The organism is Halomicronema hongdechloris C2206 (assembly GCF_002075285.3).
Lineage (GTDB): Bacteria > Cyanobacteriota > Cyanobacteriia > Phormidesmidales > Phormidesmidaceae > Halomicronema_B > Halomicronema_B hongdechloris.
Window position 1 is genome coordinate 4,214,307 of record NZ_CP021983.2, and the last position, 26,271, is coordinate 4,240,577.

The following is a 26,271-nucleotide window of genomic DNA, read 5'->3' on the forward strand; positions in this document are numbered from 1 at the left end:
CTCACTGGATTGCCATACTAGGCGCAATTCCATAGTCATGTATCCGTTAGCCAGGAGATGAGATTGCCCCATGCTACGAGATGCCCGCGATTACCAGATTGGTTTCTTGGCCCTATTTCTGATACTAGGGGTGGCTACCCGCGATTGGACCCTGCGCCCTGAGGTGGTGGGCAGTGCGATCGCAACTTGTCTAGCCAGCCAAGTCATCCTGCAGCAACTGGTAGACAATCGCCCAAGTTGGATAACCATGATAGGAGGCAGGGAAGCTAGGGGGCTAGGGAGCTGGGGCGCAAACTGGTCAGCCAACTGCCGCCATAGTGACTTCGAGACCCGTCAACGCTTACTCCCCCTCTCCCCGGTTAGTCTCAATTGGCGCAGCCCCCTGATCACCGCCTTGGGCCTGAGCCTACTACTACGGGTGGAGCACCCTGGCACCATGGTGTTGGTCTCGGCCCTGGCCATCGCCAGTAAGTTTGTCATCCAAAGCGAGGGCAAGCACCTGTTCAATCCCGCCAATTTTGGCATCATCGCCGGGCTGCTGCTGACCCAGGATGCTTGGGTATCGCCGGGGCAATGGGGCGACGAGGTCTGGTATGCCCTGATCTTCTTGGGGGCAGGCGGCCTGGTGCTGAAACGGGTGGGCCGCTGGGACACCACCGTCGCCTTTCTGGGGGCCTACGCCGGCCTGGAGGCCCTGCGTAATCTCTGGTTGGGCTGGGCCTGGGACGTTTGGAGTCACCGCCTCATGAGCGGCTCCCTGCTGCTGTTCGCCCTGTTCATGGTCACCGACCCCCGCTCCATCCCCAATGCCCGCCCGGCTCGGCTGCTTTGGGCCATGGCCATTGCCCTGCTCACCTTTGTCTTGCGCAACTACGCCTACTTGCCCACCGCCGTCTTCTGGGCCTATTTGCCCTGGCTCCCCTGACTCCCCTGCTCGATCGCCTCTGGCCTGCTGAGGCGTTTTGTCTGGCGCTGGAGACGGGTAGGAGAATGTTAACGATATGACCAGGGCGGCTTGTGGTGAGCGATGTCGAATCACTGCCTGGATTCTGATGAGGCTTGTTAGTCGATGGTGATGGACTTCGATAAGACTACGCTTAATCGGGTAGCTCAGGGATCTCACCCGAGGGGATCTCGTTCCCCCTCGGACTCCTACGACCAGGGCGTTCCGCCGCCCTGGACCCCGCGGAAGGGCTTGTCGGTTAGTCGTCCAAGATCGCGTTGCATCGGTGAGGAGCCGGTTTTCTGCATTGGGCGCGGCAACCACGCCCCTACCCTGTCCCCTGTTCCCTTTACCCACCTACTCGCCTACCCGCCTACCCATCCATGTCTCGTGGGTCCTTCTTTGGCCACACATTGCTTTCCCTGTTTCAAGCGGCAAGACCCACGCTACTCCCCATCACCCCATCACTCCATCACCCTTTACCCATCCACTCGTCACTCGTCACTTCCCCCCTTCCCGTCCTCCGCCCTCCACCCTCCGTTTTCCTTTTCCCCATCACCCCTAAGCCCTCCGGGCAGGCTCCGCCACCACCCCATCACTCCATCACCCTTTACCCATCCACTCGTCACTCGTCACTCGTCACTCCTCACTTCCCCCTTTCCCGTCCTCCGTTCTCCGTTTTGCCATGAATCGCCTCTTAACTATCCTCTTGATCGGTCTCGCGTTTCTCCTGCTGGCACCGCCAGCGGAGGCCTTCTGTGGCTTCTATGTGGCTCAGGCCGACAGCAGTTTGTATAACCAGGCCTCTCAAGTTGCGATCGCACACCATCATCACCACACCACCCTGACCATGGCCAATGACTACCAAGGGGATGTCTCAGAATTTGCCTTGGTGGTGCCAGTGCCGACGGTAATTGCACCAGAGCAGGTGCAGATTGCCGATCCTGCCATCATGCAGCGGTTGGATAGCTTCAGTGCTCCCCGGTTGGTGTACTACCCCGAGACCATCGCCCCCTGCAGTGAGCTCCAACATTTACTGTGGCCTTACACCCTCGCCTCTGGCGGGATAGCCCAACTGGAAAGCCGACGCGACCAAGCCGCCTCAGCCTTGGGCGTGACGGTGGAATCGCGCTTTACCCTAGGAGAGTACGACATTCTGGTGTTGAGTGCTGAAGCATCAGACGGGCTAGAGACCTGGCTGCGACAGAACGACTATCGCTTGCCTCAGGGAGTCAGTCAGGTATTAAAGCCCTACATTCGTCAGGGCATGAAGTTCTTCGTGGCCCGGGTCAATTTGGCTGAATTTGACCGCCTCGGCTACCAGATCCTGCGGCCGCTGCAAATTAACTACGAGTCTCCCCGGTTCATGCTGCCCATTCGTCTGGGCATGGTGAATGCCGACGGTGAGCAGGATCTGATTGTTTACCTACTATCTTCCCGGGGACGGGCCGAGACCACTAACTACCGCCTGTTAGAGATTCCGACCGATGACACCCTGCCTGGCTTTGTGGCCGACGATTTTGGTGCTGTGTACCCGACCATCTTCCGGCACGCCCATCAACGGGCTGGGGGCAACGTCGCCTTCCTCGAATATGCCTGGGACATGAGCTGGTGTGATCCTTGCGCCGCTGATCCCCTCAGCCGCGACGAGCTGGAGCAGGCTGGCGTCTCCTGGTTAGACCATCAAGGGGGCCCCCCCAATGTCTATCTCACCCGGCTGCATGTACGCTACCGTCGCGACACCTTCCCCGAAGATCTGGTGTTTCAAGAAACCGGCAATCGTCGCAACTTTCAGGGACGCTATGTGATCAAACGCCGCTCCGTCAGCGACACCGATGCCGGAGCATGCCTACAGCAGACGCTGAGCCACCTGCGAAGTGACTGGCAGCGAACTCGGGAAGCCGATTCCACCTCGAATGACTTTCCCACCTTCCTGCGACATTATCTGCTGAATGAGGCCGGGTGGACGACGCCAATCGCTGGAGTGGCCGTGTCTATCCCAGTTTCGATGCCGACGCCGATCCGCTGACCTATCTGAAGCAGTTGACCATCGATGTCTATCGCCAGTCAAACCAACGCTTCCTCGAGGCCCTACAGCAGGAGGCTCGTACCCTAGCTGACCTAACCGGCTGGGATCTCGATCAGGTACGGCAGCGGATGGCCACATCTTCTCAGCCCTTACCGGCCGCCTGGCGACTGCGGTACAGGGACCTGGAGGAGTGAGGAGTGAAGAGCTTGCCCTGAGCTTGCCGAAGGGTGAAGAGTGATTACTCGTTACTCGCCACTCCCCCACTCCCCCACTCCCCCGCACCGGAACTCAGCTGACACCAGCCCCAGTCTAGGGAAAGGAGGCTCAACTACGGATGGAAATTTGGTTGAAGCTGTTATAGTGGTCTCCGTTGCGTTGGCAAAAACGCCGATTCCTTTGCTCTAAGGGGGCTTTTGCGGTTTGCATAGTCACTGGCTAATTCCCAGCAGCTTGGGTGCTATGAGTGCCCTGGTGGTGACTCTACCGGTCCAAGCAGCCCAGCTGCAATCCTGGTGGTTTGATAGTAATACGAACCGGTTGAGCTTCCTCACCGATGTGGGGGTGCAACCCAGGGCCCAAATGATTTTCAACCCCACCCGCATTGTGGTGGATCTGCCTGGCACTACTCTGGGACGCCCGACAGCCCATCAAACTTTCTCGGGAGCCGTGCGGGAGGTGCGGGTAGGCCAATTTGATCCTCAGACTGCCCGTCTTGTCATCGAGCTTGACCCTGGCTACAGCGTAGATCCTCAACAGGTGGAAATTCGAGGGATTCGGGCCAATCAATGGATCGTTCAATTACCCTCGCCTCAACCCCAAGCCAGGAGTAATCGTCCCAGTTCCCCACCGGTTCAAAATCAGATCACGGGCCAGACCGTAGAGGCGACGACCCGGTTAGAGAGCATCGTTACTACCCCCGATGGCTTCTTTTTGCGGACCCAGGGACCAGTCCCGGAGCTATCACTGCAGCGACGCGATCGCAAAGATGGCCCTCGTCAAATCACCATCGACTTGCTGGATACCTCGATTTCAGAGCGGCTGCGCTCAGTGGGATTGCCGGAAAATCGCTACAGTATCCGCTCCTGGGAGGTCCAGCAGCTGGCATCATCACCGCCCCAAGCCAGAATCACCCTGACCCTGGATGACGCCAGTCCCGATTGGCGAGTGACCGCCAGCAACTTGGGAGGCATCATTGTCGTGCCCCCGGCTGGGGTGTCCATCAACACGATTCCGGATCAGGCCCCGACAGTAGCAGCCAGCACCACGACCACCGAGCCGGCCCCCAGCGCAGCATCACAGTCACCGGCGGCAGTTCCCATCGTACCCACGCCAGCTGCGGATGAGCCGCCGAGGCCGACCCCCAACGTCCAAGCTGCCACCGTGCCCAATGAACGGGTGGTGGTGGTCATCGATCCGGGCCATGGGGGGCGTGATCCAGGGGCGGTGGGTATTGCTGGGTTACAGGAAAAGCAGGTGATTTTCCCGATCTCGCTGCGGGTGCGGGAGCTGCTGGAACAGCAAGGCGTCCAGGTGGTGATGACTCGCTATGATGATCGCACCCTGGAACTGCAAACCCGGGTGGATATTGCCGAGCGGGCCGATGCCGACCTGTTTGTCAGCATCCATGCCAATGCCATTAATCTGAGTCGACCCGATGTCAATGGCATCGAGACCTACTACTTTTCAGCGGCGGGGCGACGGCTGGCCGAGGTGATGCACGCTAGTATGCTAAGTGCTTCCGGCATGAATGACCGTGGGGTCCGCCAAGCCCGGTTCTTTGTGCTGCGACGGACTTCTATGCCAGCCACCCTGTTGGAGGTGGGCTTTGTCACCGGTGCCCAAGATGCCCCCCGGCTATCGGATCCGGCCTGGCGGGAGCGGATGGCTGGCGCCATTGCCCAAGGAATTTTGCGCTATATTCAGCAGAATTTTTAAGCCTAAGGAGAATCCTAGGAAAGAAAATACCCCCATGTAGGGGCGCAGGGCCTGCGCCCTTTGGTGATGCTTTCCAAATATCCTCTAAGCAGATTAGGGAGCAAGGGGGACAAAATCATAGCCAGAGCCAGAGCGGGAACCAGGTTCTACGGTCACCCAGTTGCATGGCCTGGTTGCGATCCCCGGACGGCAAGAATCGAATCGGTCCCGTGGCCCCCTCGACTTGAAAGCTAGGCGCTGATAAGGCCTGCTGAACTCCCTCGCGGCTAGGGGCTTGCTCCAGGGCAGCGGCTAGGGCCAAGGTGGCATCGTAGGCCATGGCCGTGCGCCAATTGACATCGCCGCCCCAGAGTTGGCGGGAGGTGGTGACAAAATCGCTATTGGGGGTCGACAGCAGCATCCAGGGCACCGCCACCACCATGCCAACGGCGGCTTCGCCACCAACTTGTAGGGTTTTGGGATTGTAGACACTATCGCCGCCCAGCATGGCCAGCCGTTGGCGATTGACGGCAACTACCTGTAGGGCCTGGTCTAGGGTGGCCGTATTTGAGGCCAGCACAATCACCTCAGCCCCTTGCTGAATTGCCGACTCCAGTGTGTTGCCAGCGCTGAAATCGGGCGCCGCCAAGTCATACTCGGCTAGCACTTGGCCGCCATCGCTATAGAGAGCGGTGGTAAATTCCTCCTTCAAGGATTTGCTGTAGTCACTCTCGGCGTTGAAGTAGATGACGGCATTTTGCCGACCCAGATCACCGACGAGATAGCGAGACAGGGTAGTGGCCGTAAAACTATCACTGGGGACGGTGCGAAATACATAGTCGCCAGCCCCAGAAATGCTGACGGAGGTACTGGTGGGGGAAATAACAGGCACCCCTTCGGCCTCGTAGACTTCGCTGGCGGCTAGGGTGGTGGCACTGCCAAAGTGACCCACGACGCCGAGGATGTCTGAGTGCTCGGTCAAGGCTGGGGCCACCTCGGCAGCCACCTCTGGGCTGTTGTCGTCGCTGACGATCATCACCTTAATCGGGGTACCATTGACGCCCCCGGTTTGATTCAGGGTGGCTTGAGCCTGGGCCACCCCCCGTAGAATCTCCTGGGCCGGGTCAACGGCGGTGGCCGCGGGTACAGCGACGGCTAGGGTAAAACTATCGCCCTGGCCAATGCGAGCATTGTTGAGATAGATCAGGGCCTCTGGGTCGTTGCGGTTGGCCTGCAATGACGCCTCGAGCTGCTTAACAGCCTGGTCATAATTCTCAGATGCGATCGCATCCACGCCGGCCAGTTTCTGCGGCGACGATTGATTAACCACCAAGATCCGCTGCCCAGTGCTCAGCCTTTGGGGGACAGGGATGGCTGAAGCTGCCTGATCAGACTGGGCAGTCGGCGCTGGTGACCCCGGCAACACTCCCCCTAAAAATCCTTGCTTATTCAACCACCAAGTCATTCCGCCCAGGAGTGCTGCGGTTGTAATCAAGGCCAAAATCAGGGCTGGGGCTTCATTCTTTCGCTGCGACATAGGGATCTTTAATCGTCTGTGCCCTACCTTAGCGAGTCTCCATGGTCCATGAGCGGCTTGCCAAGACATCTTTACGCTGAGAACGATGGTTCGCTACCGCTGACCTTCCCAATCAGTCATAATCGTTTACAATAGTTAATATTGAAGTGGTGCGTTTTTGGCTCCTTGTGTAAACGCACCCGCTGCTCCAGTCTGGGGGGACTGGAGCTTTTTCTTCTAGGCGCAGGATATGTCCTGGGGTTAGTCCTCTCAGGGGGCAGTGCCATCACGATTGGAGCTCAGAGGGGCTTATCTCCATCAGGGGCTGCAGCCAGGGTTTTGGAGCCAGGGTCCGCTGTTCTGCCGCCAGATCAACGCTGGGATCCACTAGAAGTTGGGGGGAACGACCGTTGAGAGACTGCATGACTCTAGCTCTCACCTCAACCCCTGGATACCCAGAACGCTCAGCCGCCGCTGCCAGGAAATGACTAAATTGCACGATCAAATCGGGACGGCTACCGATTTTACGCGCCTGCCAACGGGCCAAATAGTCTTCTGGGGTTACCGTCCAAGCGGTCTGGCTATCGGGATGGAACACCCAAAACTCAACCTCTGTGCGTTTGCTCAGCAGCTTCATGTGCCACGAGTATTGATGACCCTCATAGGTCCAATTAACGTTGCCGGGATAGAGAAAATGGCGCAGCGGAAAGAGCAGTTGCCAGCCTAAATACAGGCCCAAGCCAGCCAAAATGGCTGAGCGTTTCATGCGGATAGGGGCCACGCGAGACATCTGTCGTCGGTTGGGTGGCCTGCCAGCTTGGACTGAATCGAGGCCTAGCCAACCACGCAGATGGGCCAGAAGCTGGCGGGGAAAAGAGGGCGGAAAGAACAGAGCCGTGGCGGCAATCATGAACCAGGGAAAGATACCAATGGAGAAGAGGCGGACATTCATCAGGTGAAACAGCACCACACAGCCAAAGGCTACCGGACGAGTGCGGCGCCATAACAGGAAGGGAGTTGCCCCCAGATCCAGGAGCAGGCCGCCATAACTCAGCAAATAGACCATCCATTCGGTGGTGAATAGATGACCAATCACGGGAAAGTCAGTGCGGGCAGCTAGCCAAGTGCGCAGGGGTTCTCCGGCAAACCAATCGGGGTTGAGTTTAGCCACCCCGGCATAGAAATAGACCAAACCTAATTGAGCCCGTAACAGCCATAGGGTCCAGGCCGAGGCTGCCTGGGCGGCGATCTCAGGTCGCCGTCGGGCGTCCACCGAAAAGGCTCGATGGGCGGGCAGCCAGATCATCAAAAAGCTGATGAGACAGATGAGGTAGAAATGATTCAGGTAGCGTGCCTGCTCCAGTAAGAAGCTGTAGGTAAAGCCCAGGAAGAATAATAGGGCGCTGAGGCGATAGTGCCAGCCCACCATGATCGCCAGGGCTAGAATGCCCAAGCCTGCCAATAGAATGTACATGCCGGGACCCGGCAGGGGCGTGACCCAGTCGAAGCCGTAGTAGGTAAAGTTCATCACTGGATCGATCCAGTAACGACTGATCCAGCCCTTACTGAAGTAGCGCCAGATCTCCCACAGCATGATGGCACCAAAGGCGATGCGGAAATAGACTAGGCTGGCAATGTCGATGGGGGTAAATAGATGTTGGATCAAATGTTGGACCAAGGGCCGAAGCCACGCCGTAGGAGATGCCGCGATGAATACCTGACGGGAATGGAGACCAGGTCTAGCCATGGGAACAGACTGAGTCAACACTGGGGGGATCGACGGATTTCAGCTGAAATTGGTTCATTATCAGTGAGTCTTTGCGTAGCAAGATTCTAATCCTGCCTTTCCTATGCATTTTAGGGCACCTCGAAAAATAGCCAGAGCGATCTCAGTATGAGATCATAAGGTCGGTTTTGTTGAAGCACGCAGGCCATGGGACAGCAGGGATTCTGGGATATCGAAGAGCGCCAGCAAAAACTGGAGCAAAAGAAGGCGGTACTGAATCGGTTGAATCAACTGGTGCCGTGGGAGACCTTTCGTCCGATTCTGATGCAGATTCGAGAGAAACCGCGCAAAAGCCAGGCCGGTCGTAACCCCACCGATGTCCTGTTACTCTTCAAGATGCTGGTGCTGCAAAAGCTATACAACATCAGCGATGACGAACTGGAATATCAGGTCAACGACCGACTGTCCTTCATGCAATTTCTCGGTTTGGGGCTTGAGGATAGAGTCCCGGATGCAACGACGGTGTGGCTCTTCCGAGAACAGTTGCAGCAGCACGGCTTGGTGGAGGCGTTGTTCGAGCAGTTTGGAGCCTATCTGCAAGGGGCAGGCTATGCCGCCAAGGATGGGCAAATTGTGGATGCGACCTTGATTCCAGTTCCCAAACAACGCAACACCCGTGAGGAGAACCAAACCCTCAAGCAGGGTGAGGTTCCCGTTGAGTGGCAAGAGACCCCTCATCAGCTCGCGCAAAAAGATGTTGACGCCCGATGGACGAAGAAAAATGGAACGTCCCACTACGGCTACAAAAACCACATCAATAGTGATGCCGGCTTTAAGCTCATTCGCCGTTACAGCGTCACCGATGCGTCGGTCCATGACTCGCAGGTCTTGGGCGAGTTGCTCGATGCGGATAATAGCGGCGATGGACTTTGGGCCGATAGTGCGTATCTCTCCGTGCTGATTGTCGAGGTGCTGAAATTGATAGGGTTTGAGCCGCATATAAATGAACGGGCCTATCGCAATCGCCCCTTAAGCGAGGCCCAGAAAACCGCGAATCGAGAGCGCTCCAAAACCCGTGCCAGAGTGGAGCACATCTTCGGAGATGTCGTCACCAGCATGGGTGGCAAGGTGGTGCGCAGCATCGGGTTAGCCCGTGCCCAGACCCAGCTAGGTCTGAAAAATCTGGTGTATAACCTGAAGCGGTTTGTGTGTCTCGAAACCCAACGTGCTGCATCGGCTGAACTGGCAAGATAATCGGACCTAAAGCCGGGAAATCGACTTAAACGTGGTCTTCCAACCCTATTTTTTTGTCAAAATGGGAAGCTTTTTTCGGTGGAATGTCTCGGACTCTCTTTGAGTCACCTTGACGGTCTCAAATGAGACGCCATTAGCTAAAGAAAACTGATTAATCGAGGTCCCCTTTAGGAAGATGATTAGCTAATCCTTGAAAACAAGTGGTTTATCAAAAAGAGTGTCATAAACCTTGAGCCTTAAGTCCTCTGACATCTCCATTGGGGCAGAGTCTGAGTTGGACAAGATATAGATTTTAGAGAGTAAAATTATGGCACAGCCGGACTATATCCTGTGGTTTGATAGCCTCAATAACCAAGACGTAGACCGCGTCGGTGGCAAAAATGCCTCCCTAGGAGAACTGATCAGTGGGCTCAAGTCCCAGGGAATCCAGGTGCCCGACGGGTTTGCCCTCACCGCCACTGCCTATCGGTCATTTTTAGCCGCCAACGATCTAGAACCTCAGATCCAGACCCAGTTGCGGGCCTTCAGTCAGGAGCGGCAAAGTCTAGCGAAGACTGGGAAAACAATTCGGCGGTTGTTTCAGCATGCTGCGTTTCCCCAGGAGCTAGAGACTGCTATACGCCGGGCCTACCGAGACCTCAGCCGTCGCTATCAGGTGGATGAGGCCGACACTGCCGTGCGCAGTAGTGCCACCGCTGAGGACCTCCCCGATGCCAGCTTTGCCGGCCAGCAGGAAACCTTTCTCAACGTCAGTGGTGACGCTGAGGTGTTGGATGCCTGCCGCCGCTGTTACGCATCGCTGTTTACCAATCGGGCCATCAGCTATCGGGAAGAAAAGGGATTTGACCATCTGCAGGTAGCCCTGTCGGTGGGGGTGCAAAAAATGGTGCGGGCCGATCAGGCCTGTGCTGGGGTGATGTTTTCCATCGATACCGAAACTGGGTTCCCCGATGTCACCCTGATTACTGGCTCCTGGGGGCTGGGGGAAACTGTGGTGCAGGGCGCCGTCACCCCCGATCAGTTCACCGTCTTTAAGCCCTTACTGCAGGAAGGATTTCGCCCCATCATCGAAAAAACCAAGGGCAGCAAGCTGCAAAAGATGGTCTATGGCGACGACGCCGGTAAAGACACGATTCAGATTGTCGAGACCACCGGCAAAGAGCGCCAAGCCTTTGTCATCAGCGATGATGAAATCTTACAACTGGCTCGCTGGGCCGTGGTGATCGAGGACCACTACGGTCGTCCCATGGACATGGAATGGGCCAAAGATGGCAACACTGGCGAGCTGTTTATCGTACAGGCTCGACCAGAAACCGTACAGTCTCAACGCCAGGCGGGCACCCTCAAGACCTACAAATTGAAGCAGGCTGGTGAGGTTCTGTTGACGGGGTTAAGCATTGGGGATGCGATCGCATCTGGCAGAGTCTGTCGCGTCCTCAGCACCAAAGACATCGACCAGGTGGAAGACGGCAGCATCCTAGTCACCGAGATGACCGATCCTGACTGGGTGCCGGTGATGAAGCGAGTCGCTGGCATCGTCACCGACTACGGTGGCCGCACCTGCCATGCCGCCATCGTCAGTCGCGAACTGGGCATTCCGGCCATTGTCGGCACCGGCGATGCCAGCCGCACCCTACACTCTAACCAAGACGTCACCCTATCCTGCGCCGAAGGGGACCAAGGCAAACTCTACGCCGGGCAACTGGAGTTTGAAGCCATCGACGTCACCCTCGACGACATCCCCGCTACCCGCACCAAAATCATGATGAACATTGCCAGCCCTGCCGCCGCCTTTCACTGGTGGCAGCTACCGGTTGAGGGCATCGGCCTGGCCCGGATGGAATTCATCATCAACACCCTGATCAAAATACACCCCATGGCCCTGGTCAACTACGACAATCTCCAGGACCGCGACGCCTGGAAAACCATCCGTGACCTAACCAAGGGCTACGGCGACAAGCGAGAATACTTTGTCGACAACCTCTGCCGGGGCATCGGCAAAATCGCCGCCTCCCAATATCCCCACCCCGTCATCGTTCGCCTCAGTGACTTCAAAACCAACGAATATGCTGACCTCATCGGTGGCCGCGAGTTCGAAGGGGCAGAGGCCAACCCAATGCTAGGGTTTCGGGGAGCAGCCCGTTACTACAGTCCCCGCTACCGGGAAGGGTTTGCTCTCGAATGTCAGGCCATCAAGCGAGTGCGGGAAGTCATGGGCTTCGACAATGTGATTGTCATGGTACCCTTCTGCCGCAAAGTGGCCGAGGCCGATCGGGTATTACAAGTGCTGGTGGAAAATGGCCTCAAACAAGGGGTCTATAACCTGCAAATCTACGTCATGTGTGAGATTCCCGCCAATGTACTGCTAGCGGAGCAGTTTGCCCAGCGCTTCGACGGTTTCTCCATTGGCTCCAACGATTTAACTCAGTTGATCCTCGGGGTCGATCGCGACTCCGGCGAGTTAGCAGACCTCTTTGACGAAACCGATGCCGCTGTGACACTAGCCATTACCAAGGTAATCACAGCAGCTCACAAGTATGGCCGCAAGGTTGGCATCTGTGGTCAGGGTCCCAGCGATAAACCTGAATTCGCCGCCTTCCTAGTCAAGGCTGGTATCGACTCCATGTCACTCAATCCCGATAGTGTCGTCCAGGTGAAACGCCTGGTGGCAGAGCAAGAAGCTCAGCTGAGCGCCTAATCCTATGGCTCCTAGACGCCTTAATCTTGGCAGCCTTGCCTTGCGCGCCTGTGCCCTATGGGGACGCTGAGGGGCAGGGAAGCTGGATTGGTTCATTGGCCTTAGAGAATCAGTGTAACTCCTCTGCTATCCCGCCACCCTAGCGACTGGTAGACCAACTTACCTACCCGTAGATTACCGGCATAAGGGCACTCTTAACAGTCGAAAAGGATATATTTCGAATATTTTTTTTTGGGAAGAGATTGTTAACTTGTTAGAACTTTGCTTACTAGAGAGTCCCGATATTCTGTAGTTTGATACTTAATCCAACTGCCTACTCAAGTTGGGCAAAGCCAAGGGAAATCCCCCTAGAGTAGCTGTCCGGTTTGAGTAGAGAGGGCGGTCATTAATGATGATGCCCCGCTGCATCTGGCCTGGGAAACCGCTGCAACGGGGCTAGCCCTCAATCTACGTCGAGAAGCTGTAGTCTATGGTAGCGCACAGATATACCTCCAAGCGGGCTGTCCCGTTTGGGTTATTTGTCTACAGCAGAGGGGCCATTGCTAGTCGATGGTCGCCCTTGATGCTAGTTCCGAACGATGGTGTTAGTTGGCATCGCCAAGGAGATCGCTACCCTAGGCTCAAGGATTCGAGAGCACCCATGGTCCTCTGGCTGTTTAGCCATTGCTGGCTGTGGGCGTTTTATCAATGCAGGGAAGCTATGTTTCCGGGACGGTCGGTTAATTTCCCCCTAGGTGCTAGGGCGGCTTACCCATCACGGTTGGTGATAGATACATAGCTTGTTCTATCTAGCTGTCTCGTGTCCAGCTATCTCGTTCTCATGCCGATACGGTGACTTACCTCGGTAAGCATCGTGCGGTTTTGCTTCCATCCACTCTGTTTTGTCAGTAGTAGAGAGGAGAGTCCCATGACCATCAGTCCCCCTGAACCGGGACGGAAGGTCAAGGTTGTGGTGGATAGTGATCCGGTAAACACCTCATTTGAACGATGGGCTAAACCGGGCCACTTTGAGCGCTCACTGTCGAAGGGTCCCAAAACAACTACCTGGATTTGGGATCTTCACGCTGATGCCCACGACTTTGACAGTCATACCAGTGATTTAGAAGATATTTCGCGCAAGATCTTTAGCGCCCACTTCGGTCACCTGGCAGTTATCTTCATTTGGCTCAGTGGCATGTATTTCCACGGAGCTAAGTTTTCTAATTATGAGGCCTGGCTGAGCAACCCCACGGGCATAAAGCCCAGTGCTCAGGTGGTTTGGCCTATCTTTGGCCAGGAGATCTTGAATGGCGATGTGGGAGGTGGCTTCCACGGTATTCAGATCACATCTGGACTATTTCAGATGTGGCGAGCCAATGGCATTACCAATAGCTTTGAGCTCTATTGCACAGCTATTGGTGCCCTGGTAATGGCAGGGCTAATGCTGTTTGCTGGCTGGTTTCACTATCACAAGAAAGCGCCCAAGCTGGAATGGTTCCAAAACGTGGAATCGATGATGAACCACCACTTGGCAGGACTCTTGGGGTTAGGGTGTCTCGGCTATGCGGGACAGCAAATCCATGTGTCATTGCCAATTAACGCTTGTCTAGATGCCATTGATGCCGGCAAGCCTCTGACCGTGGGCGGTAAGGTAATCGATTCGGTGGCGGCGATTCCGCTACCCCACGAGTGGATCTTGAATCCCAGCCTGATGACCGACATCTATCCCAGTTTTGCGGAAGGGTTGAAGCCCTTCTTCACCCTGAACTGGAGTGTCTATGCCGATTTCCTCACTTTTAACGGCGGTCTTAATCCCCAAACCGGCGGCCTTTGGCTGACGGATACAGCCCACCATCACTTAGCGTTGGCGGTGCTGTTCATTGTGGCGGGCCATTTTTACCGCACAAATTGGGGCATTGGTCACAGCTTTAAGGAGGTGCTGGAAGCTCATAAGGGTCCTGTTACTGGGGAAGGCCATAAGGGCATGTATGAGATCTTCACCACCTCTTGGCATTGCCAGTTGTCGTGGAACCTGGCCTGGATCGGCTCCCTGTCGATTCTGGTGGCTCACCACATGTATTCCATGCCCCCCTATCCGTACATTGCGACGGATTATCCCACTCAGTTGTCGTTGTTTACCCACCACATGTGGATTGGTGGCTTCTTGATCGTGGGAGCAGGTGCCCATGCCGCCATCTTTATGGTGCGGGATTACGACCCGGCTACCCATATCAACAACTTGTTAGATCGGGTGATTCGGCATCGGGATGCCATCATTTCCCATCTGAACTGGGTCTGTATCTTCCTGGGCTTCCATAGCTTTGGGCTCTATGTCCATAACGACACTATGCGGGCCTTTGGACGCCCTCAGGATATGTTTTCAGACACGGGAATTCAGCTACAGCCGGTATTTGCCCAATGGGTGCAGAATCTACATGCCGCAGCGGCGGGTGGTACTGCCCCCAATGCCGCAGCAGGGGTAAGTCCAGCCTTTGGTGGCGACATCCTGGCTGTAGTCGGAAAAGTGGCCATGATGCCCATTACCCTTGGCACCGCCGACTTCCTGGTGCACCATATTCACGCCTTCACCATTCATGTGACGGTGCTGATCCTGCTGAAAGGGGTATTGTTTGCCCGCAATTCTCGTCTCATTCCAGATAAGGGTGAGTTGGGCTTCCGCTTCCCTTGTGATGGACCAGGCCGAGGCGGTACCTGCCAGGTCTCTGGTTGGGATCATGTGTTCCTGGGTCTGTTCTGGATGTACAACTCCCTCTCGATTGTGATTTTCCACTTCAGTTGGAAGATGCAGTCGGATGTGTGGGGCTCGGTGTCGCCAGATGGGTCGGTATCCCACATCACGGCGGGGAACTTTGCCCAGAGCGCGATCACCATCAACGGTTGGCTGCGTGACTTCCTGTGGGCGCAAGCCTCTCAGGTGATTGGATCCTACGGGTCAGCTTTGTCGGCCTATGGCCTGCTGTTCCTGGGTGCCCACTTTGTCTGGGCGTTCAGCCTGATGTTCTTATTCAGCGGTCGTGGCTACTGGCAGGAGTTGATTGAGTCGATTGTATGGGCTCACAACAAGCTGAAGGTGGCTCCTGCGATTCAGCCGCGGGCATTGAGTATTACTCAGGGTCGGGCTGTGGGTGTGGCCCACTTCCTTCTGGGAGGGATTGCCACCACATGGGCATTTTTCCTGGCGCGCATCATTGCGGTGGGATAACCAGGCTCGATGTTATTGAGCTCGGGATCTTGAGAACTCGATGCTCAGAGCTAACCTGGTTCACTTCCAATGCAGATTTAAGCACTCAAACCTCAATCATCGATTTTGATCATGGCGACTAAATTTCCAAAATTTAGCCAGGATCTAGCGTCTGATCCGACAACACGTCGGATCTGGTACGGGATTGCCACAGCCCACGACTTTGAAAGCCACGATGGCATGACGGAGGAGAATCTTTATCAAAAGATCTTTGCCTCCCACTTTGGCCACTTGGCAATCATTTTCCTGTGGACCTCTGGCAACCTGTTCCACGTCGCCTGGCAAGGTAACTTCCAGCAGTGGGTAAAAGACCCACTGAACATTAGCCCCATCGCCCATGCGATTTGGGATCCCCAATTTGGACAGTCTGCTGTTGAGGCCTTTAGCCAAGCAGGGGCTAACTATCCAGTGGATATCGCTTATTCAGGGGTATATCACTGGTGGTACACCATCGGTATGCGCACGGCTGGCGATTTGTACGGCGGGGCGCTATTCCTGATGATTATGGCGGCAGTCTTTCTGTTCGCTGGTTGGTTGCACTTGCAACCGCGATTTCGTCCTAGTTTGGCTTGGTTTAAGAATGCCGAATCCCGGATGAACCACCATCTGGCTGGTTTGTTTGGGGTGAGTTCTTTGGCTTGGGCCGGGCATTTGATCCACGTGGCGATTCCCGAGTCTCGGGGACAACACGTGGGCTGGGATAACTTCTTGTTCACTCCACCTCACCCGGCTGGGCTCACGCCCTTCTTCACCGGGAACTGGGGGGTGTATGCCCAGAATCCAGATACGGCTAGCCATGTATTTGGCTCTAGCACCGGGGCTGGCTCGGCCATTTTGACCTTCCTAGGGGGCTTCCATCCCCAGACGGAGTCGCTCTGGCTGACGGATATGGCCCACCACCATCTGGCCATCGCCGTGTTGTTCATCGTTGCCGGCCACATGTACCGAACTAACTTCGGCATTGGCCACAACATGAAGGAGATCATGAATGCCCACAATCCGCCCCAAGGCACTCCCTTTGGCGGCATGATTGGCGAAGGCCACAAGGGCATGTATGACACCTACAACAACTCCTTGCACTTCCAGCTGGGCTGGCACTTAGCCTGCCTCGGGGTGATCACCTCTCTAGTGGCGCAGCATATGTATTCGCTGCCCCCCTATGCCTTTCTGGCTAAGAGCTACACTACCCAGGCCGCTCTGTATACCCACCACCAGTACATCGCTGGCTTCATCATGGTGGGGGCCTTTGCCCACGGGGCTATCTTCTTGATCCGCGACTACGATCCAGCTTCCAATAGCAATAATGTGCTGGATCGGGTGTTGCAGCATAAGGAAGCGATCATCTCCCACCTGAGCTGGGTGTCGCTGTTCCTGGGCTTCCACACCCTGGGGCTGTATGTGCACAACGACGTCATGGTGGCCTTCGGTACCCCTGAGAAGCAAATTCTGGTGGAGCCAGTGTTTGCCCAGTGGATTCAGGCGGCCCATGGGAAGCTGCTCTATGGCTTTGACACCCTGCTGTCGAATCCTGGTAGCATCGCCAGCACCGCTTGGCCCAACTATGGCAATGTCTGGCTGTCAGGCTGGCTAGATGCCATCAACAGCGGTGATAATTCCCTGTTCCTGACCATCGGTCCGGGGGACTTCTTGGTGCACCATGCGATCGCATTGGGGCTGCACACCACCACCCTAATTTTGGTGAAGGGCGCCCTAGATGCTCGCGGCTCCAAGCTAATGCCGGACAAGAAAGACTTCGGCTACAGCTTCCCCTGTGACGGTCCGGGTCGGGGCGGCACCTGCGATATCTCGGCGTGGGATGCCTTCTACCTGGCGGTGTTCTGGATGTTGAACACCATTGGCTGGGTCACCTTCTACTGGCACTGGAAACACCTGGCTATCTGGCAGGGCAACGTGGCCCAGTTCAATGAATCATCCACCTATCTGATGGGTTGGTTGCGGGATTACCTGTGGCTGAATTCCTCCCAGCTGATCAACGGCTACAACCCCTACGGCATGAATAACCTAGCGGTTTGGGCCTGGATGTTCTTGCTGGGGCACTTGGTCTGGGCCACCGGATTCATGTTCTTGATCTCCTGGCGAGGCTACTGGCAGGAGCTGATCGAGACCCTGGTGTGGGCCCATGAGCGCACGCCCCTGGCCAACCTAGTGCGCTGGAAGGATAAGCCCGTGGCCCTCTCCATCGTGCAGGCCCGCTTGGTGGGATTAGCTCACTTCTCGGTGGGCTATATCATCACCTATGCCGCCTTCCTAATTGCGTCAACCTCCAGTCGATTCGGCTGACGGTTGCGTAGACGAGTTTGAGACGGGTAGGAGACTCTCCGTCTCTCTCGGGTCCTGGTTCATCGGGGTAGTTGAACCGGGACCTTTTTTCCTCTTCAGCCACTGTTATGCATCTTGGAGGTAAACAGTCCGATGACGAATCAAGTGGTTAAACCCTATCTAGACGAGCCTGAATTGGGGCATCTATCCACCCCAATCAGTGACTCCGCCTTTGTTCGCAGCTTCATTGGTAACCTGCCAGCTTATCGCAAAGGCATGGCACCCATTACCCGAGGGCTAGAGATTGGGCTGGCCCATGGCTACTTCTTAGTCGGCCCAGAAATCATTGTCGGGGCCCTGCGGGACTACGCCCCCGCTCCCTACTTGGGCGGGTTGGTCACCGCCATTGCCATCGTGCTGCTAGGCACGACTGGTATGGGAGCCCATGGCTTAGTGTCATTAAAGCCAGTGGCAGAGAGCAGCCCCAAGACTGATGCCCTCATGACCTCAGAGGGTTGGAGTGAGATGACGGCAGGCTTCTTCCTCGGGGGCATGAGCGGTGCCTTCATGGCCTATTTCCTGCTGTCCCACTTTAGTGAGATCGATGCCATTTTCCGAGGATTTGTCAATTAATTCGGGGCAATCCTTGGCTAACCGTAGACGCGGTTTGTCTAATACTGTGTTTAAGGAGAAGAGACTATGGACGGAACCTATGCAGCGTCTTGGCTACCCTGGCTATTGATTCCGGTAGTCACATGGTTGATGCCGGCGGTGGTCATGGGGCTGCTGTTCTTCTACATCGAGAGTGATGCCTAGTGCAGCCAAGCCGCAGCACTAGACGCTGATCATCACTATCGATGACTAATGGCGGGAGGCTGATAGCCTCCCGCTTGAGCATTTATGGCGCTGGCTAGTCAGCACAAAGCATTGTGGCAGCGGCTATAGCTGGCCAAAGCCCTTCTTCTTTTTGGCTTTTTTCTTCTTCTTGCCGCCACTGTAGCCCCGAAAGCCTGGGGGTGGGCCGCCCATACCGGGTAATCCACCGCCACCCATACCCGGCATGCCGCCACCCATACCCGGCATGCCACCGCCCATGCCCGGCATGCCGCCGCCAGAACCCATCTGTTGCATAAGCGATCGCATCTTTTGAAAATCGCTGACCAGTTTGCCCACATCCTTATCGCCATACCCAGATCCCTTGGCAATGCGACGGCGGCGACTGGGAGATCCAGAGAGTAACTTGGGATTCTTCCGCTCCTGACGGGTCATGGAGTTAATCATGGCCTCCACCCGCTTCAGCTGGGTTTCGCCCTGTTCTAGCTGTTCGCTAGAGAGCTTGCCCATACCGGGAATCATCTTCATGATGCCGCCCAAGGAGCCCATGCGCTTCATCAGCCGCATCTGCTTCAGAAAATCATCGAAGTCGAATTCGGCTTCCATGATCTTCTTCTGCATCTTCTCGGCATCGGCGATATCGATCTCCTCTTGGGCCTTTTCCACCAAGGTGAGGACATCCCCCATGCCCAGGATGCGCGAGGCCATGCGGTCAGGATAGAAGGGCTGCAGGGCTTCGACTTTTTCGCCGACCCCGACAAATTTGATCGGCTGCCCCGAGATCTGCCGTACCGAGAGGGCCGCCCCGCCGCGGGAATCTCCATCCAACTTAGTCAAAACGGCCCCGGTAATGCCGATTTCGTCGTGGAAGGTGCGGGTCAGGTTGGCGGCTTCCTGACCGGTCATGGCATCGACCACCAGCAGCACTTCGTGGGGCTGAATCGCCTGCTTGATGTCGGCCAGCTCCGCCATCATCTTGGGATCGATCTGCAGGCGGCCGGCGGTATCGACAATCACCGTATCGATGCCGTCCGTCTTGGCCTGCGCTACCCCTTGGCGGGCAATGTCCACGGGGTTAGCCTCGGTGCCCAACTCGAAGACAGGGACATCGATTTGCCTGCCCAGAGTGACCAGCTGATCCACAGCAGCGGGACGGTAGACGTCGGTGGCTACCAGCATGGTCGTCCGGTTTTGCTTGCGCAGATGTAGGGCTAACTTAGCAGTGGCAGTGGTTTTACCGGTTCCCTGCAGACCGGCCATGAGGACAATGGTGGGAGGCGTGCCGGCCTGGGCCAAGGGAGCATTGGTCTCCCCCATCACCCGCACCAGCTCGTCGTTGACGATCTTGATGAATTGCTGATCGGGCGTGACCCCGGCGATTACCTGGGCTCCCAGGGCTTGCTCTCGCACCTGCGCTACGAAGGTCTTCACCACCTCTAGGTTGACGTCGGCTTCCAGGAGCGCTCGCCGTACTTCTCGCAGGGCACTTTGTACATTAGATTCAGAAATCTTGTCCTGGCCCCGCAGGGATTTCCAGGCAGACTCTAGGCGTTCTGAAAGGGCGTCGAACATAGTAGGTTACAGTGAGCGGCAGGGATCCCAACGATCAATCGGGGTGAAGAATCCCCTGACATTGAGTATCGTAAGGTCAAATATCTCATTTTAAACCGTGTCTAAGTTTAGACCTAGCGCTGTGGGCCAAGACTCTGGGCTAGAGCCGTCGTCCTTCCAGCGGATCAATGACCTGATGACGCGGTTATTTCCAGCAGACGGCAGCCTCATCCTCAGTGCCGAAATATTTCTGGGCTTAGATCAGCCAGAGCGAGACATCTATGCCTTTCCCATGCGATCCCTGCAAGCCTCCCTATTGTTCCGGGCCAGCCAGTAGGGAACAGTCTCAATATCCCAGATTTGGCCCTGGAGTGCCCTAATGCTTGCGAGCAGCAGCTATACGAACGGGGGTTGCGATCATCGCACTTAAGCGAACTATTGAATATCCTCTGGGTCAACTCCCAACTCTCGCAACTTAGCCGCGAGTTTTTCGTTGTGCTCCTCCGGGGTAGGCACCAAGTCTCCCTCGGGTGTGAAGAATCGCAGCTGCCCTTGATGACTGCCCAGGTAGAGTCCCAGCTGCTGACTCCAACGCCAACCCTGTTCAGTAGGGATAATGGGCTGATAGGTACCATCCACCAGGTGAAAGCCTTCAAACTCCAAGCTGTAAGGATCGAACCAGAAATAATCGAGGGTACGAAAGATGTCTTGGTAAATCTGCTTTTTCAGGCCGCGGTCCGTCTTAGCCGTCGACTCCGACAGCAACTCCACAATCACGTTCGGGTATTTACCATCTTCTTCCCACACCACCCAGCTTTTGCGCGGTTTGCGCTCGGTGTCCAGTACCACGAAGAAGTCCGGGCCTCGGAAATCTTCTGACTTCCGCTGGTGTGGACTGTAGTAAATGGTGAGATTACCGAAGGCATAGAAGTCTTGGCGATCGCTCCAGAGCCGTTCCAAACTTTGGATCAACAGCAAAATCTGGCGCAGATGCAGTTCAGTTTCCACGGGGGGTTCATCGCTGTAGAGGTCTCCAGGCGGAAAGCGTATCGCGTTCGATGATGCCTGCTCTGGTTGGGCCTGAAGGGATTCGGTAGTAGGCACAGACATAAGCGAAAACCGTCATAGCAGTTACGCTCAGTGTAGCAAGGGCAGACCTGGGCACAGCCCGCTACCCATCAGGATAAAGGGAGCCCAGTCGTAGGGGGGGTCATAATCTACGCGGTCCCCATAGAGTTTTAGGCGGGACGCAACCATTTTTTCCTGGTCCTTCTCTATGGCTGAGCCAGCCCCAGGCAATCTGGCTTGGCCCGTCTGTCCGCTACCGTCTTATCTCAGTTCTCAATTTTGAGGGGTGAGTTTTGAATGCAGGAACGCTCTGGCACTGAACGATTCAGCCTGATCATGCGTCGTTCAATAAGAGGGAAATGGATATTACGTCTGCCGTTCTGCACGAGTCAACGCTATCCTTACAAGCCATTGCCAATGAGGATAAACGGGGCCCAGTAGTAAGGATGGGCCAGGCTGTCGCCGATGGGCTGGCCGGTGACGGTGCTGACGACCTCGATGGTGCCACGCTCGCCGCCGACCAGACTCAGGTCATCGGCAATCAGGGCCTGTTGCGCCCGCTGTAGCGCCTCTGCCTTGGAGTAGCCATTTTGCAAGGCCAGATAAAAGGCATCCATCAGCGCCTGGGTGCCGCCGTCACTCACCTGCCACAGCGAGGCGATGGCGGCATCGGCCCCAGCTTGCTGCATCAGGTAACCAAAGCCCAGAATCTCTTCCCCGTTCCCCAAGGGCGCATCACCCACTGCCGTTTCACAGGCGCTCAGCACAATCAACTCCACATTGGGAAAGCTCCACTGCTGTTTGACGTCGGTCAACGTAGCTCTGCTACCATCGCCAAACAAAATAAACGAGTCCTCTGGCGGCCCTGGATTGAACGCTGCATGGGTCGCGAGGTGAATGATGCTGTAGTCATCCATGTCGTACAAGATGCTGAGATTAAAGGCCTGATTCAGGCGCTTCACCGTTTGCGGAATCAACTGAGCCAGGGTGTCCACCTCAGGCCCGGCAAAGTCTAGTCCAGTGAAGGAGAGGGTGCGAGCATCGCTGATTTCAACCTCATAGGCTCCCTCAGTAAAGGCGGCGGCTAGCACACTGGGGGTGTCAGCGGTGGGGGGATTGTCTAAGTCGCTGACGCTGGCCGCCGTAATGTTGTTGACCTGAAAGCGTTCGACCAGCCACTGGTTGCCGTCATGGAGAGCGGCTAGGGGGATGTAGCGCAGTTGCCCGTCCGGCGCATAAATCAGAGTTGTGGCCTCAGCTTGAGCGAGATCGTTTTCTAGGGGGCGAATCAGCCAGTCGTAGAGCTGCTGGGCCGGGGTTATCGCCTCCGAGAAGGGAGTTTCCAGGGCTGAGCGCAGGTCGGCGATCGCCTGATTCAGGTCGGTGCGCGATACGGAAACCGTGCGCCGAATCGGTTCTTGATTGGCCGTGACCAGCACCAGTTCCAGGCGGTCTTCTAGCACCAGCGGATAGAGCACCACCGCGTTTTGCTCTAGATTCCGTAAATTGTCGCGCAGGTCCGTCAGCTGGCTAAGCGCTAGCGCTTCGCCCCCTGTGGTTCGTTGCAAATTGCTGACGAGTGCTCGCACCACCTCGCTCTCTAGAAAGCGAGCAAACTCTTGCCGCACGGCGGACTCTAGCTGTCGCAGCTCGATCAGGCGCTGCTGCTGCTCTGGCGTGCGCTCACTCGGGGGAATCTGAGCCAACTCAGCCCGCTCCTGCCCCAGTTCTATCAGCCGTGCCTGACTGGCCTGATACAGCTCAATTAAATCTTGCTCAGTTGGCCGCAGCGGCACTCCCGCTTCAGTGCTCTCAGTGCTGCGCACCCCCCGCAAATACTCATCCAGCTCCTGCACCTTCAGCAAATCCAGCACCCGCTGCGCCTCCAGGATGCGGTCTTGTTGCAGCAGCATATCCGCCAGTTTGCGATAGCTGCCGGCAATGCTGTCGGTAAAGGCTTGTTGGTCCTCAACGGATAACCCCACAATGTCCCCCCGCATCGCTTCCCACTGGTTCACCGATTGCTTCAGAAACACGATGGCTAACTCTGGCTCTTCTAGATTTTCCAGCACATAGCCGAGGTTGTTGAGGCTGATGGCTCTGCCCTTGCGATCGCCAATCTCCTGACGGATGGCCAGGGCGTCCTGGTAATAGCCCAGGGCCTGCTCATATTGGCCCAGGTTGTCATACACTCCCCCAATGTTGTTGAGGGTTTGGCCAACGCCTTGGCGATCGCCAATCTCCTGGCGAATGGCGAGGGCGTCCTGGTAATAGCCCAGGGCCTGCTCATATTGGCCCAGATTGTGGTACACCGCCCCAATGTTGTTGAGGGTGACCCCTTCCCCGGCGCGATCGCCAATCTCCTGGCTGATGGCTAGGGCGTCCTGGAAGTAGCCCAGGGCCTGCTCATATTGCCCCAGGTTGTCATACACCGCCCCAATGTTGTTGAGGGTGACCCCTTCCCCGGCGCGATCGCCAATCTCCTGGCGGATGACCAGGGCGTCCTGGTAGTAGCCCAGGGCCTGCTCATATTGGCCCAGGTTGTCATACACCGCCCCAACGTTGTTGAGGGTGACCCTTCCCCCCGGCGATCCTGAATTGTCTGCTGAATCTCCAATGCCGCTTCGTAATACTCCAGAGCTTGGGGATATTGCCCCAAGTCATCTGAGATTGCTCCCAGCCCAGTCAAGGTCTTCGCTTCGCCTTGGCGACTCTCTTCAGGAAAGGCGGCTCGCACGTCAGGGGCCTGGTAAAGGGCCAGGGCTTGTTGTAGCCGCTCCCAGGCTGCCTGATAATCACTGATGCGCGCCAAAATTCCAGAGACTCATCGAACAGGGCATCGGCTCTTGCTTTGGCGGTCGGCAGCGCTTTCACCTTGGGCCAAGCGGTCGGCGGGTGTGAACCGAAAGCCGTTCTCGATGCTCTTTGGCTGTCCGGGGTTCTCCCGAGGGTAGCCACCATCACGGCGGTGAGGGCAAGCAATCCGAATAGCTGGCTGGGTAACGCAATGGGGGCTGGGCTCCAGTGTTTGGGGGTTGACATCAGCATATATGTCTCAGCCGCAAGGACTTATTCAGGTTGATAGAATCTTTCATTGGCGAACTCCGAGACAACCATCATGCCGGCAGCGCCCTCTGCCCTGGATTCCGGGTCGCGCTGCGCTTGCCCGGAAATGACGGAAGTCTTTATCGTGATGAATGTTTGAGGCCTGAAGACAACGTACTCCCGTCATTCCCGCGCCTCGCGGAGCGTGCCCGGAGGGCGTGGCGGGAATCCAGGGGAATCAAATCTCGGCGACGGCTCCGAGGCGCTCTGCGTAGGGTGGCAAGTTCATTGCCGCTGCTCTCAGCAATGGTCAAGGCTCTTGGCTGGCCCACCAATCTTTCGCAAAGGTGGGCATTGAGTAGATGGAATGACGAGTATCATTAGGCCTTAGAAAAGGCAAATGCCCACACTACGAATACCCCTACTTGTTCGGCCAGGGATTGGTAACGCTCGCTAAGGCCACCGCTGAATTGGGGTGGCTCCCAGATGCGATCGCATGGTTGTCGGCTAGCATTTAGATCAAGACGGATATTCAAGCTGCCACCCCTTTGGGGGCTTACCACAGGACAGCGCTAATTCTGGGAACTTCGATGGCGTTACCCTCTACCGACTCAACCACAGACACCATCGCCATCATGCTGGATCGGGAGGGTGGAGCACTTTCATGCCTGTCCAGGGTGACCATTTGGCTCCCCAGGCGCCGGAGGAAGCTGCGTCCAACCAGTGATATCGATTTACTGATATGTGGTGGAACATCTCAACGATCAGCGCAAGATCGACTTGATCACCTGTATCCGGGATACCTTGGATGACCTCATGGTGGCTAAAGATATTGTGGTGGCGACCCGCCAAGAAATAGCTGACTATCGCGACACGATTGGCCACGTGATTCATACCGTCTTGAAGGAAGGCAAAGTCTTGTATGACAGCCGGCGCGATCGCCCAGGAAACTAAACGATGGTTGGCCTACGCACAACAAGATATGGATGTCGCCAGCGAACTGGCAGCAGCTGGAAAAGGGTATACCCATGCCATCTGTTACCACGCGCAACAGGCCGCAGAGAAAGCCATCAAAGCCGGACTAATCTTTGCTCAGATTGACTTTCCCTTCGTGCATGACTTAACGGTCTTAAAAAATCTGCTGCCAAAGGATTGGCAGACTCGTCAAGATCCAACCAATCTAAACACTTTGACCAGTTGGGCAACGGCATCCAGATATCCGGGGATTGCTCCTGACCCTACTGAGCAGGATGCCTTACAAGCTCGGCAAGAGGCGGAAAGAATTATGGGTTTGATTCGGGCAGATGTCAGCCAACGAGGACTCACCTTGATTTAAGAGCACTCTGCCTAGCTTTCGAAACTGGCGGCTACGCCAATGACCATCACAGTGAGGACCATTGGCCAGTGGCAAAGTCCTCTGCCTGGATTCCGGGTGCCCGGAATGACGGACATCGTTTTCGCGGTTACACTCTCCCAGACCTCTGCAACCAGGACATTTTGCCTGTAGTGAGCTGGTAGTGAACGTCAGGGGACTACCCCCTTATTGCCTGAGCCCCTTGGCAGGGCTTGTCGGTGAGGGGTGGTAACGCTCGCTAAGGCCACGCTTAATTGGATAGCTCGGGGTGCTCACCCGAGGGGATTTCGTTCCCCTCGGACTCCGACGACCAGGGCGTTCCGCCGCCCTGGACCCCGCGGAAGGGATGGCCGATCTGCCGTTCAAGATCGCGTCGCATCGGCAGAGATGGCGAGAGATCTTTCCCCCTTATTCCCTATCCCCTCTTCCCTCTTCACCCTTCGACTGCGCTCAGGGCAAGCTCTTCACTCTTCTTCGCACGGGCATAGCCCTACACACTCTTCACGACACATCCCCCTCCCACCCCATCACCCCTCTCCCCCTCTCCCCATCACATTCCCGCGCCTCGCGCAGCGTGCCCGAAGGTCGTAGCGGGAATCCGGAGGGCTAGGCTCAGAGCGCTCTGCTTAAAGGCTGGGACACAACCACTTTTATCCGGTCCCCATAGATTTTTCTCTGGGACGCAGCCATATTTAGGCGGTTAGGCCAAACTAGGGGCCAGTGGGGGCACTCTCTAGACTCCCAGGTAAAACTCAACACTGATGATGAATGCATAGGTTAGGTAGAGGCTCTGAGGCAATATAGAATCCGGGCAAGTG

Annotated in this window: 18 protein-coding genes and 2 pseudogenes; 13 read left to right on the forward strand and 7 right to left on the reverse strand. The window is 56.3% G+C overall.

Annotated features, from left to right (window positions below; translation table 11 throughout):
* The first annotated feature begins 70 nt into the window (after window positions 1-70).
* The 4 genes and pseudogenes from XM38_RS19135 (at window position 71) to XM38_RS19150 (ending at window position 4,907) form a co-directional block, all read left to right on the forward strand.
* A pseudogene (locus XM38_RS19135) lies at window positions 71-1,005 on the forward strand (RnfABCDGE type electron transport complex subunit D).
* A gap of 623 nt (window positions 1,006-1,628) precedes the next feature.
* Complete coding sequence (locus XM38_RS19140; protein WP_088430736.1) at window positions 1,629-2,972, forward strand: DUF2330 domain-containing protein; 1,344 nt, start codon at window positions 1,629-1,631, stop codon at window positions 2,970-2,972.
* A complete protein-coding gene (locus XM38_RS19145) occupies window positions 2,906-3,166 on the forward strand; it encodes a hypothetical protein (protein ID WP_137455176.1) in 261 nt (86 codons plus the stop codon). Before XM38_RS19140 ends, XM38_RS19145 begins: the two co-directional genes overlap by 67 nt.
* Window positions 3,167-3,431: 265 nt before the next feature.
* Window positions 3,432-4,907 (forward strand): N-acetylmuramoyl-L-alanine amidase, encoded by a 1,476-nt coding sequence (locus XM38_RS19150; RefSeq protein WP_088430738.1) that lies wholly within the window; start codon window positions 3,432-3,434, stop codon window positions 4,905-4,907.
* 115 nt (window positions 4,908-5,022) lie between these two features.
* On the opposite strand, the gene XM38_RS19155 is transcribed toward XM38_RS19150, so the two are convergent.
* Together XM38_RS19155 and XM38_RS19160 are read right to left on the reverse strand one after the other, a co-directional pair.
* On the reverse strand, window positions 5,023-6,423 hold the full coding sequence (locus tag XM38_RS19155) for an ABC transporter substrate-binding protein (RefSeq protein ID WP_256995684.1): 1,401 nt from the start codon (window positions 6,421-6,423) through the stop codon (window positions 5,023-5,025).
* Window positions 6,424-6,688: 265 nt separating this feature from the next.
* Window positions 6,689-8,149, reverse strand: coding sequence for an HTTM domain-containing protein (locus XM38_RS19160; protein ID WP_088431779.1), 1,461 nt, complete (start codon window positions 8,147-8,149; stop codon window positions 6,689-6,691).
* Between the two features lie 186 nt (window positions 8,150-8,335).
* On the opposite strand from XM38_RS19160, the gene XM38_RS19165 reads away from it, so the two are divergent.
* The 6 genes from XM38_RS19165 to XM38_RS19190 all read left to right on the forward strand — a co-directional run bounded on the left by XM38_RS19165 (window position 8,336) and on the right by XM38_RS19190 (window position 18,417).
* Window positions 8,336-9,382, forward strand: a complete 1,047-nt coding sequence (locus XM38_RS19165; RefSeq protein WP_080806623.1) for an IS5 family transposase — start codon at window positions 8,336-8,338, stop codon at window positions 9,380-9,382.
* A gap of 307 nt (window positions 9,383-9,689) precedes the next feature.
* On the forward strand, window positions 9,690-12,080 hold the full coding sequence (gene ppsA, locus XM38_RS19170; protein ID WP_080806839.1) for a phosphoenolpyruvate synthase: 2,391 nt from the start codon (window positions 9,690-9,692) through the stop codon (window positions 12,078-12,080).
* A 907-nt stretch (window positions 12,081-12,987) separates the two neighbouring features.
* A complete protein-coding gene (psaA, locus tag XM38_RS19175; RefSeq protein WP_080806841.1) occupies window positions 12,988-15,282 on the forward strand; it encodes a photosystem I core protein PsaA in 2,295 nt (764 codons plus the stop codon).
* A 111-nt stretch (window positions 15,283-15,393) separates the two neighbouring features.
* On the forward strand, window positions 15,394-17,622 hold the full coding sequence (gene psaB / locus XM38_RS19180; RefSeq protein WP_080806990.1) for a photosystem I core protein PsaB: 2,229 nt from the start codon (window positions 15,394-15,396) through the stop codon (window positions 17,620-17,622).
* A 132-nt stretch (window positions 17,623-17,754) separates the two neighbouring features.
* Entirely contained in the window at window positions 17,755-18,234 is a 480-nt protein-coding gene (locus XM38_RS19185) for a photosystem I reaction center protein subunit XI (RefSeq protein ID WP_080809877.1), read from the forward strand.
* A gap of 66 nt (window positions 18,235-18,300) precedes the next feature.
* A complete protein-coding gene (locus XM38_RS19190; RefSeq protein WP_080809879.1) occupies window positions 18,301-18,417 on the forward strand; it encodes a photosystem I reaction center subunit VIII in 117 nt (38 codons plus the stop codon).
* 123 nt (window positions 18,418-18,540) lie between these two features.
* Here the strand turns inward: XM38_RS19190 and ffh are convergent, their stop codons facing one another.
* Window positions 18,541-20,007 carry a signal recognition particle protein gene (gene ffh / locus XM38_RS19195; RefSeq protein ID WP_080809883.1) on the reverse strand — a complete coding sequence of 489 codons (1,467 nt, stop codon included), beginning with the start codon at window positions 20,005-20,007 and terminating at the stop codon, window positions 18,541-18,543.
* A 121-nt stretch (window positions 20,008-20,128) separates the two neighbouring features.
* Here ffh and XM38_RS19200 point away from each other — a divergent pair, with 121 nt between their 5' ends.
* A complete protein-coding gene (locus tag XM38_RS19200) occupies window positions 20,129-20,323 on the forward strand; it encodes a hypothetical protein (protein WP_088430740.1) in 195 nt (64 codons plus the stop codon).
* A 98-nt stretch (window positions 20,324-20,421) separates the two neighbouring features.
* Here XM38_RS19200 and XM38_RS19205 read toward each other — a convergent pair whose 3' ends face one another.
* The 4 genes and pseudogenes from XM38_RS19205 to XM38_RS26130 all read right to left on the reverse strand — a co-directional run bounded on the left by XM38_RS19205 (window position 20,422) and on the right by XM38_RS26130 (window position 24,635).
* Window positions 20,422-21,096: a Uma2 family endonuclease gene (locus tag XM38_RS19205; protein WP_080809888.1), complete on the reverse strand. Its 675-nt coding sequence runs from the start codon at window positions 21,094-21,096 to the stop codon at window positions 20,422-20,424.
* A gap of 359 nt (window positions 21,097-21,455) precedes the next feature.
* Window positions 21,456-23,705, reverse strand: coding sequence for a CHAT domain-containing protein (locus XM38_RS19210; RefSeq protein ID WP_306441590.1), 2,250 nt, complete (start codon window positions 23,703-23,705; stop codon window positions 21,456-21,458).
* A pseudogene (locus XM38_RS29135) lies at window positions 23,669-23,791 on the reverse strand (tetratricopeptide repeat protein); the annotation flags it as partial. The pseudogene XM38_RS29135 and the gene XM38_RS19210, both read right to left, overlap by 37 nt.
* A gap of 688 nt (window positions 23,792-24,479) precedes the next feature.
* Window positions 24,480-24,635: a hypothetical protein gene (locus XM38_RS26130; protein WP_187329473.1), complete on the reverse strand. Its 156-nt coding sequence runs from the start codon at window positions 24,633-24,635 to the stop codon at window positions 24,480-24,482.
* A gap of 211 nt (window positions 24,636-24,846) precedes the next feature.
* Between XM38_RS26130 and XM38_RS19220 the strand changes: the two genes are divergently transcribed.
* Window positions 24,847-25,053, forward strand: a complete 207-nt coding sequence (locus XM38_RS19220; RefSeq protein ID WP_137455178.1) for a hypothetical protein — start codon at window positions 24,847-24,849, stop codon at window positions 25,051-25,053.
* A complete protein-coding gene (locus XM38_RS19225) occupies window positions 25,022-25,435 on the forward strand; it encodes a HEPN domain-containing protein (RefSeq protein WP_088430748.1) in 414 nt (137 codons plus the stop codon). Before XM38_RS19220 ends, XM38_RS19225 begins: the two co-directional genes overlap by 32 nt.
* Window positions 25,436-26,271 lie beyond the last annotated feature (836 nt).

What these genes read in the sequence shown, in the direction of transcription:
- XM38_RS19140 (WP_088430736.1), top strand. Translation starts at nt 1,629, where the DNA reads ATGAATCGCCTCTTAACTATCCTCTTGATCGGTCTCGCGTTTCTCCTG.
- XM38_RS19150 (WP_088430738.1), top strand. Translation starts at nt 3,432, where the DNA reads ATGAGTGCCCTGGTGGTGACTCTACCGGTCCAAGCAGCCCAGCTGCAA.
- XM38_RS19155 (WP_256995684.1), bottom strand. Translation starts at nt 6,423, where the DNA reads ATGTCGCAGCGAAAGAATGAAGCCCCAGCCCTGATTTTGGCCTTGATT.
- XM38_RS19160 (WP_088431779.1), bottom strand. Translation starts at nt 8,149, where the DNA reads ATGGCTAGACCTGGTCTCCATTCCCGTCAGGTATTCATCGCGGCATCT.
- XM38_RS19165 (WP_080806623.1), top strand. Translation starts at nt 8,336, where the DNA reads ATGGGACAGCAGGGATTCTGGGATATCGAAGAGCGCCAGCAAAAACTG.
- ppsA (WP_080806839.1), top strand. Translation starts at nt 9,690, where the DNA reads ATGGCACAGCCGGACTATATCCTGTGGTTTGATAGCCTCAATAACCAA.
- psaA (WP_080806841.1), top strand. Translation starts at nt 12,988, where the DNA reads ATGACCATCAGTCCCCCTGAACCGGGACGGAAGGTCAAGGTTGTGGTG.
- psaB (WP_080806990.1), top strand. Translation starts at nt 15,394, where the DNA reads ATGGCGACTAAATTTCCAAAATTTAGCCAGGATCTAGCGTCTGATCCG.
- XM38_RS19185 (WP_080809877.1), top strand. Translation starts at nt 17,755, where the DNA reads ATGACGAATCAAGTGGTTAAACCCTATCTAGACGAGCCTGAATTGGGG.
- XM38_RS19190 (WP_080809879.1), top strand. Translation starts at nt 18,301, where the DNA reads ATGGACGGAACCTATGCAGCGTCTTGGCTACCCTGGCTATTGATTCCG.
- ffh (WP_080809883.1), bottom strand. Translation starts at nt 20,007, where the DNA reads ATGTTCGACGCCCTTTCAGAACGCCTAGAGTCTGCCTGGAAATCCCTG.
- XM38_RS19205 (WP_080809888.1), bottom strand. Translation starts at nt 21,096, where the DNA reads ATGTCTGTGCCTACTACCGAATCCCTTCAGGCCCAACCAGAGCAGGCA.
- XM38_RS19225 (WP_088430748.1), top strand. Translation starts at nt 25,022, where the DNA reads ATGACAGCCGGCGCGATCGCCCAGGAAACTAAACGATGGTTGGCCTAC.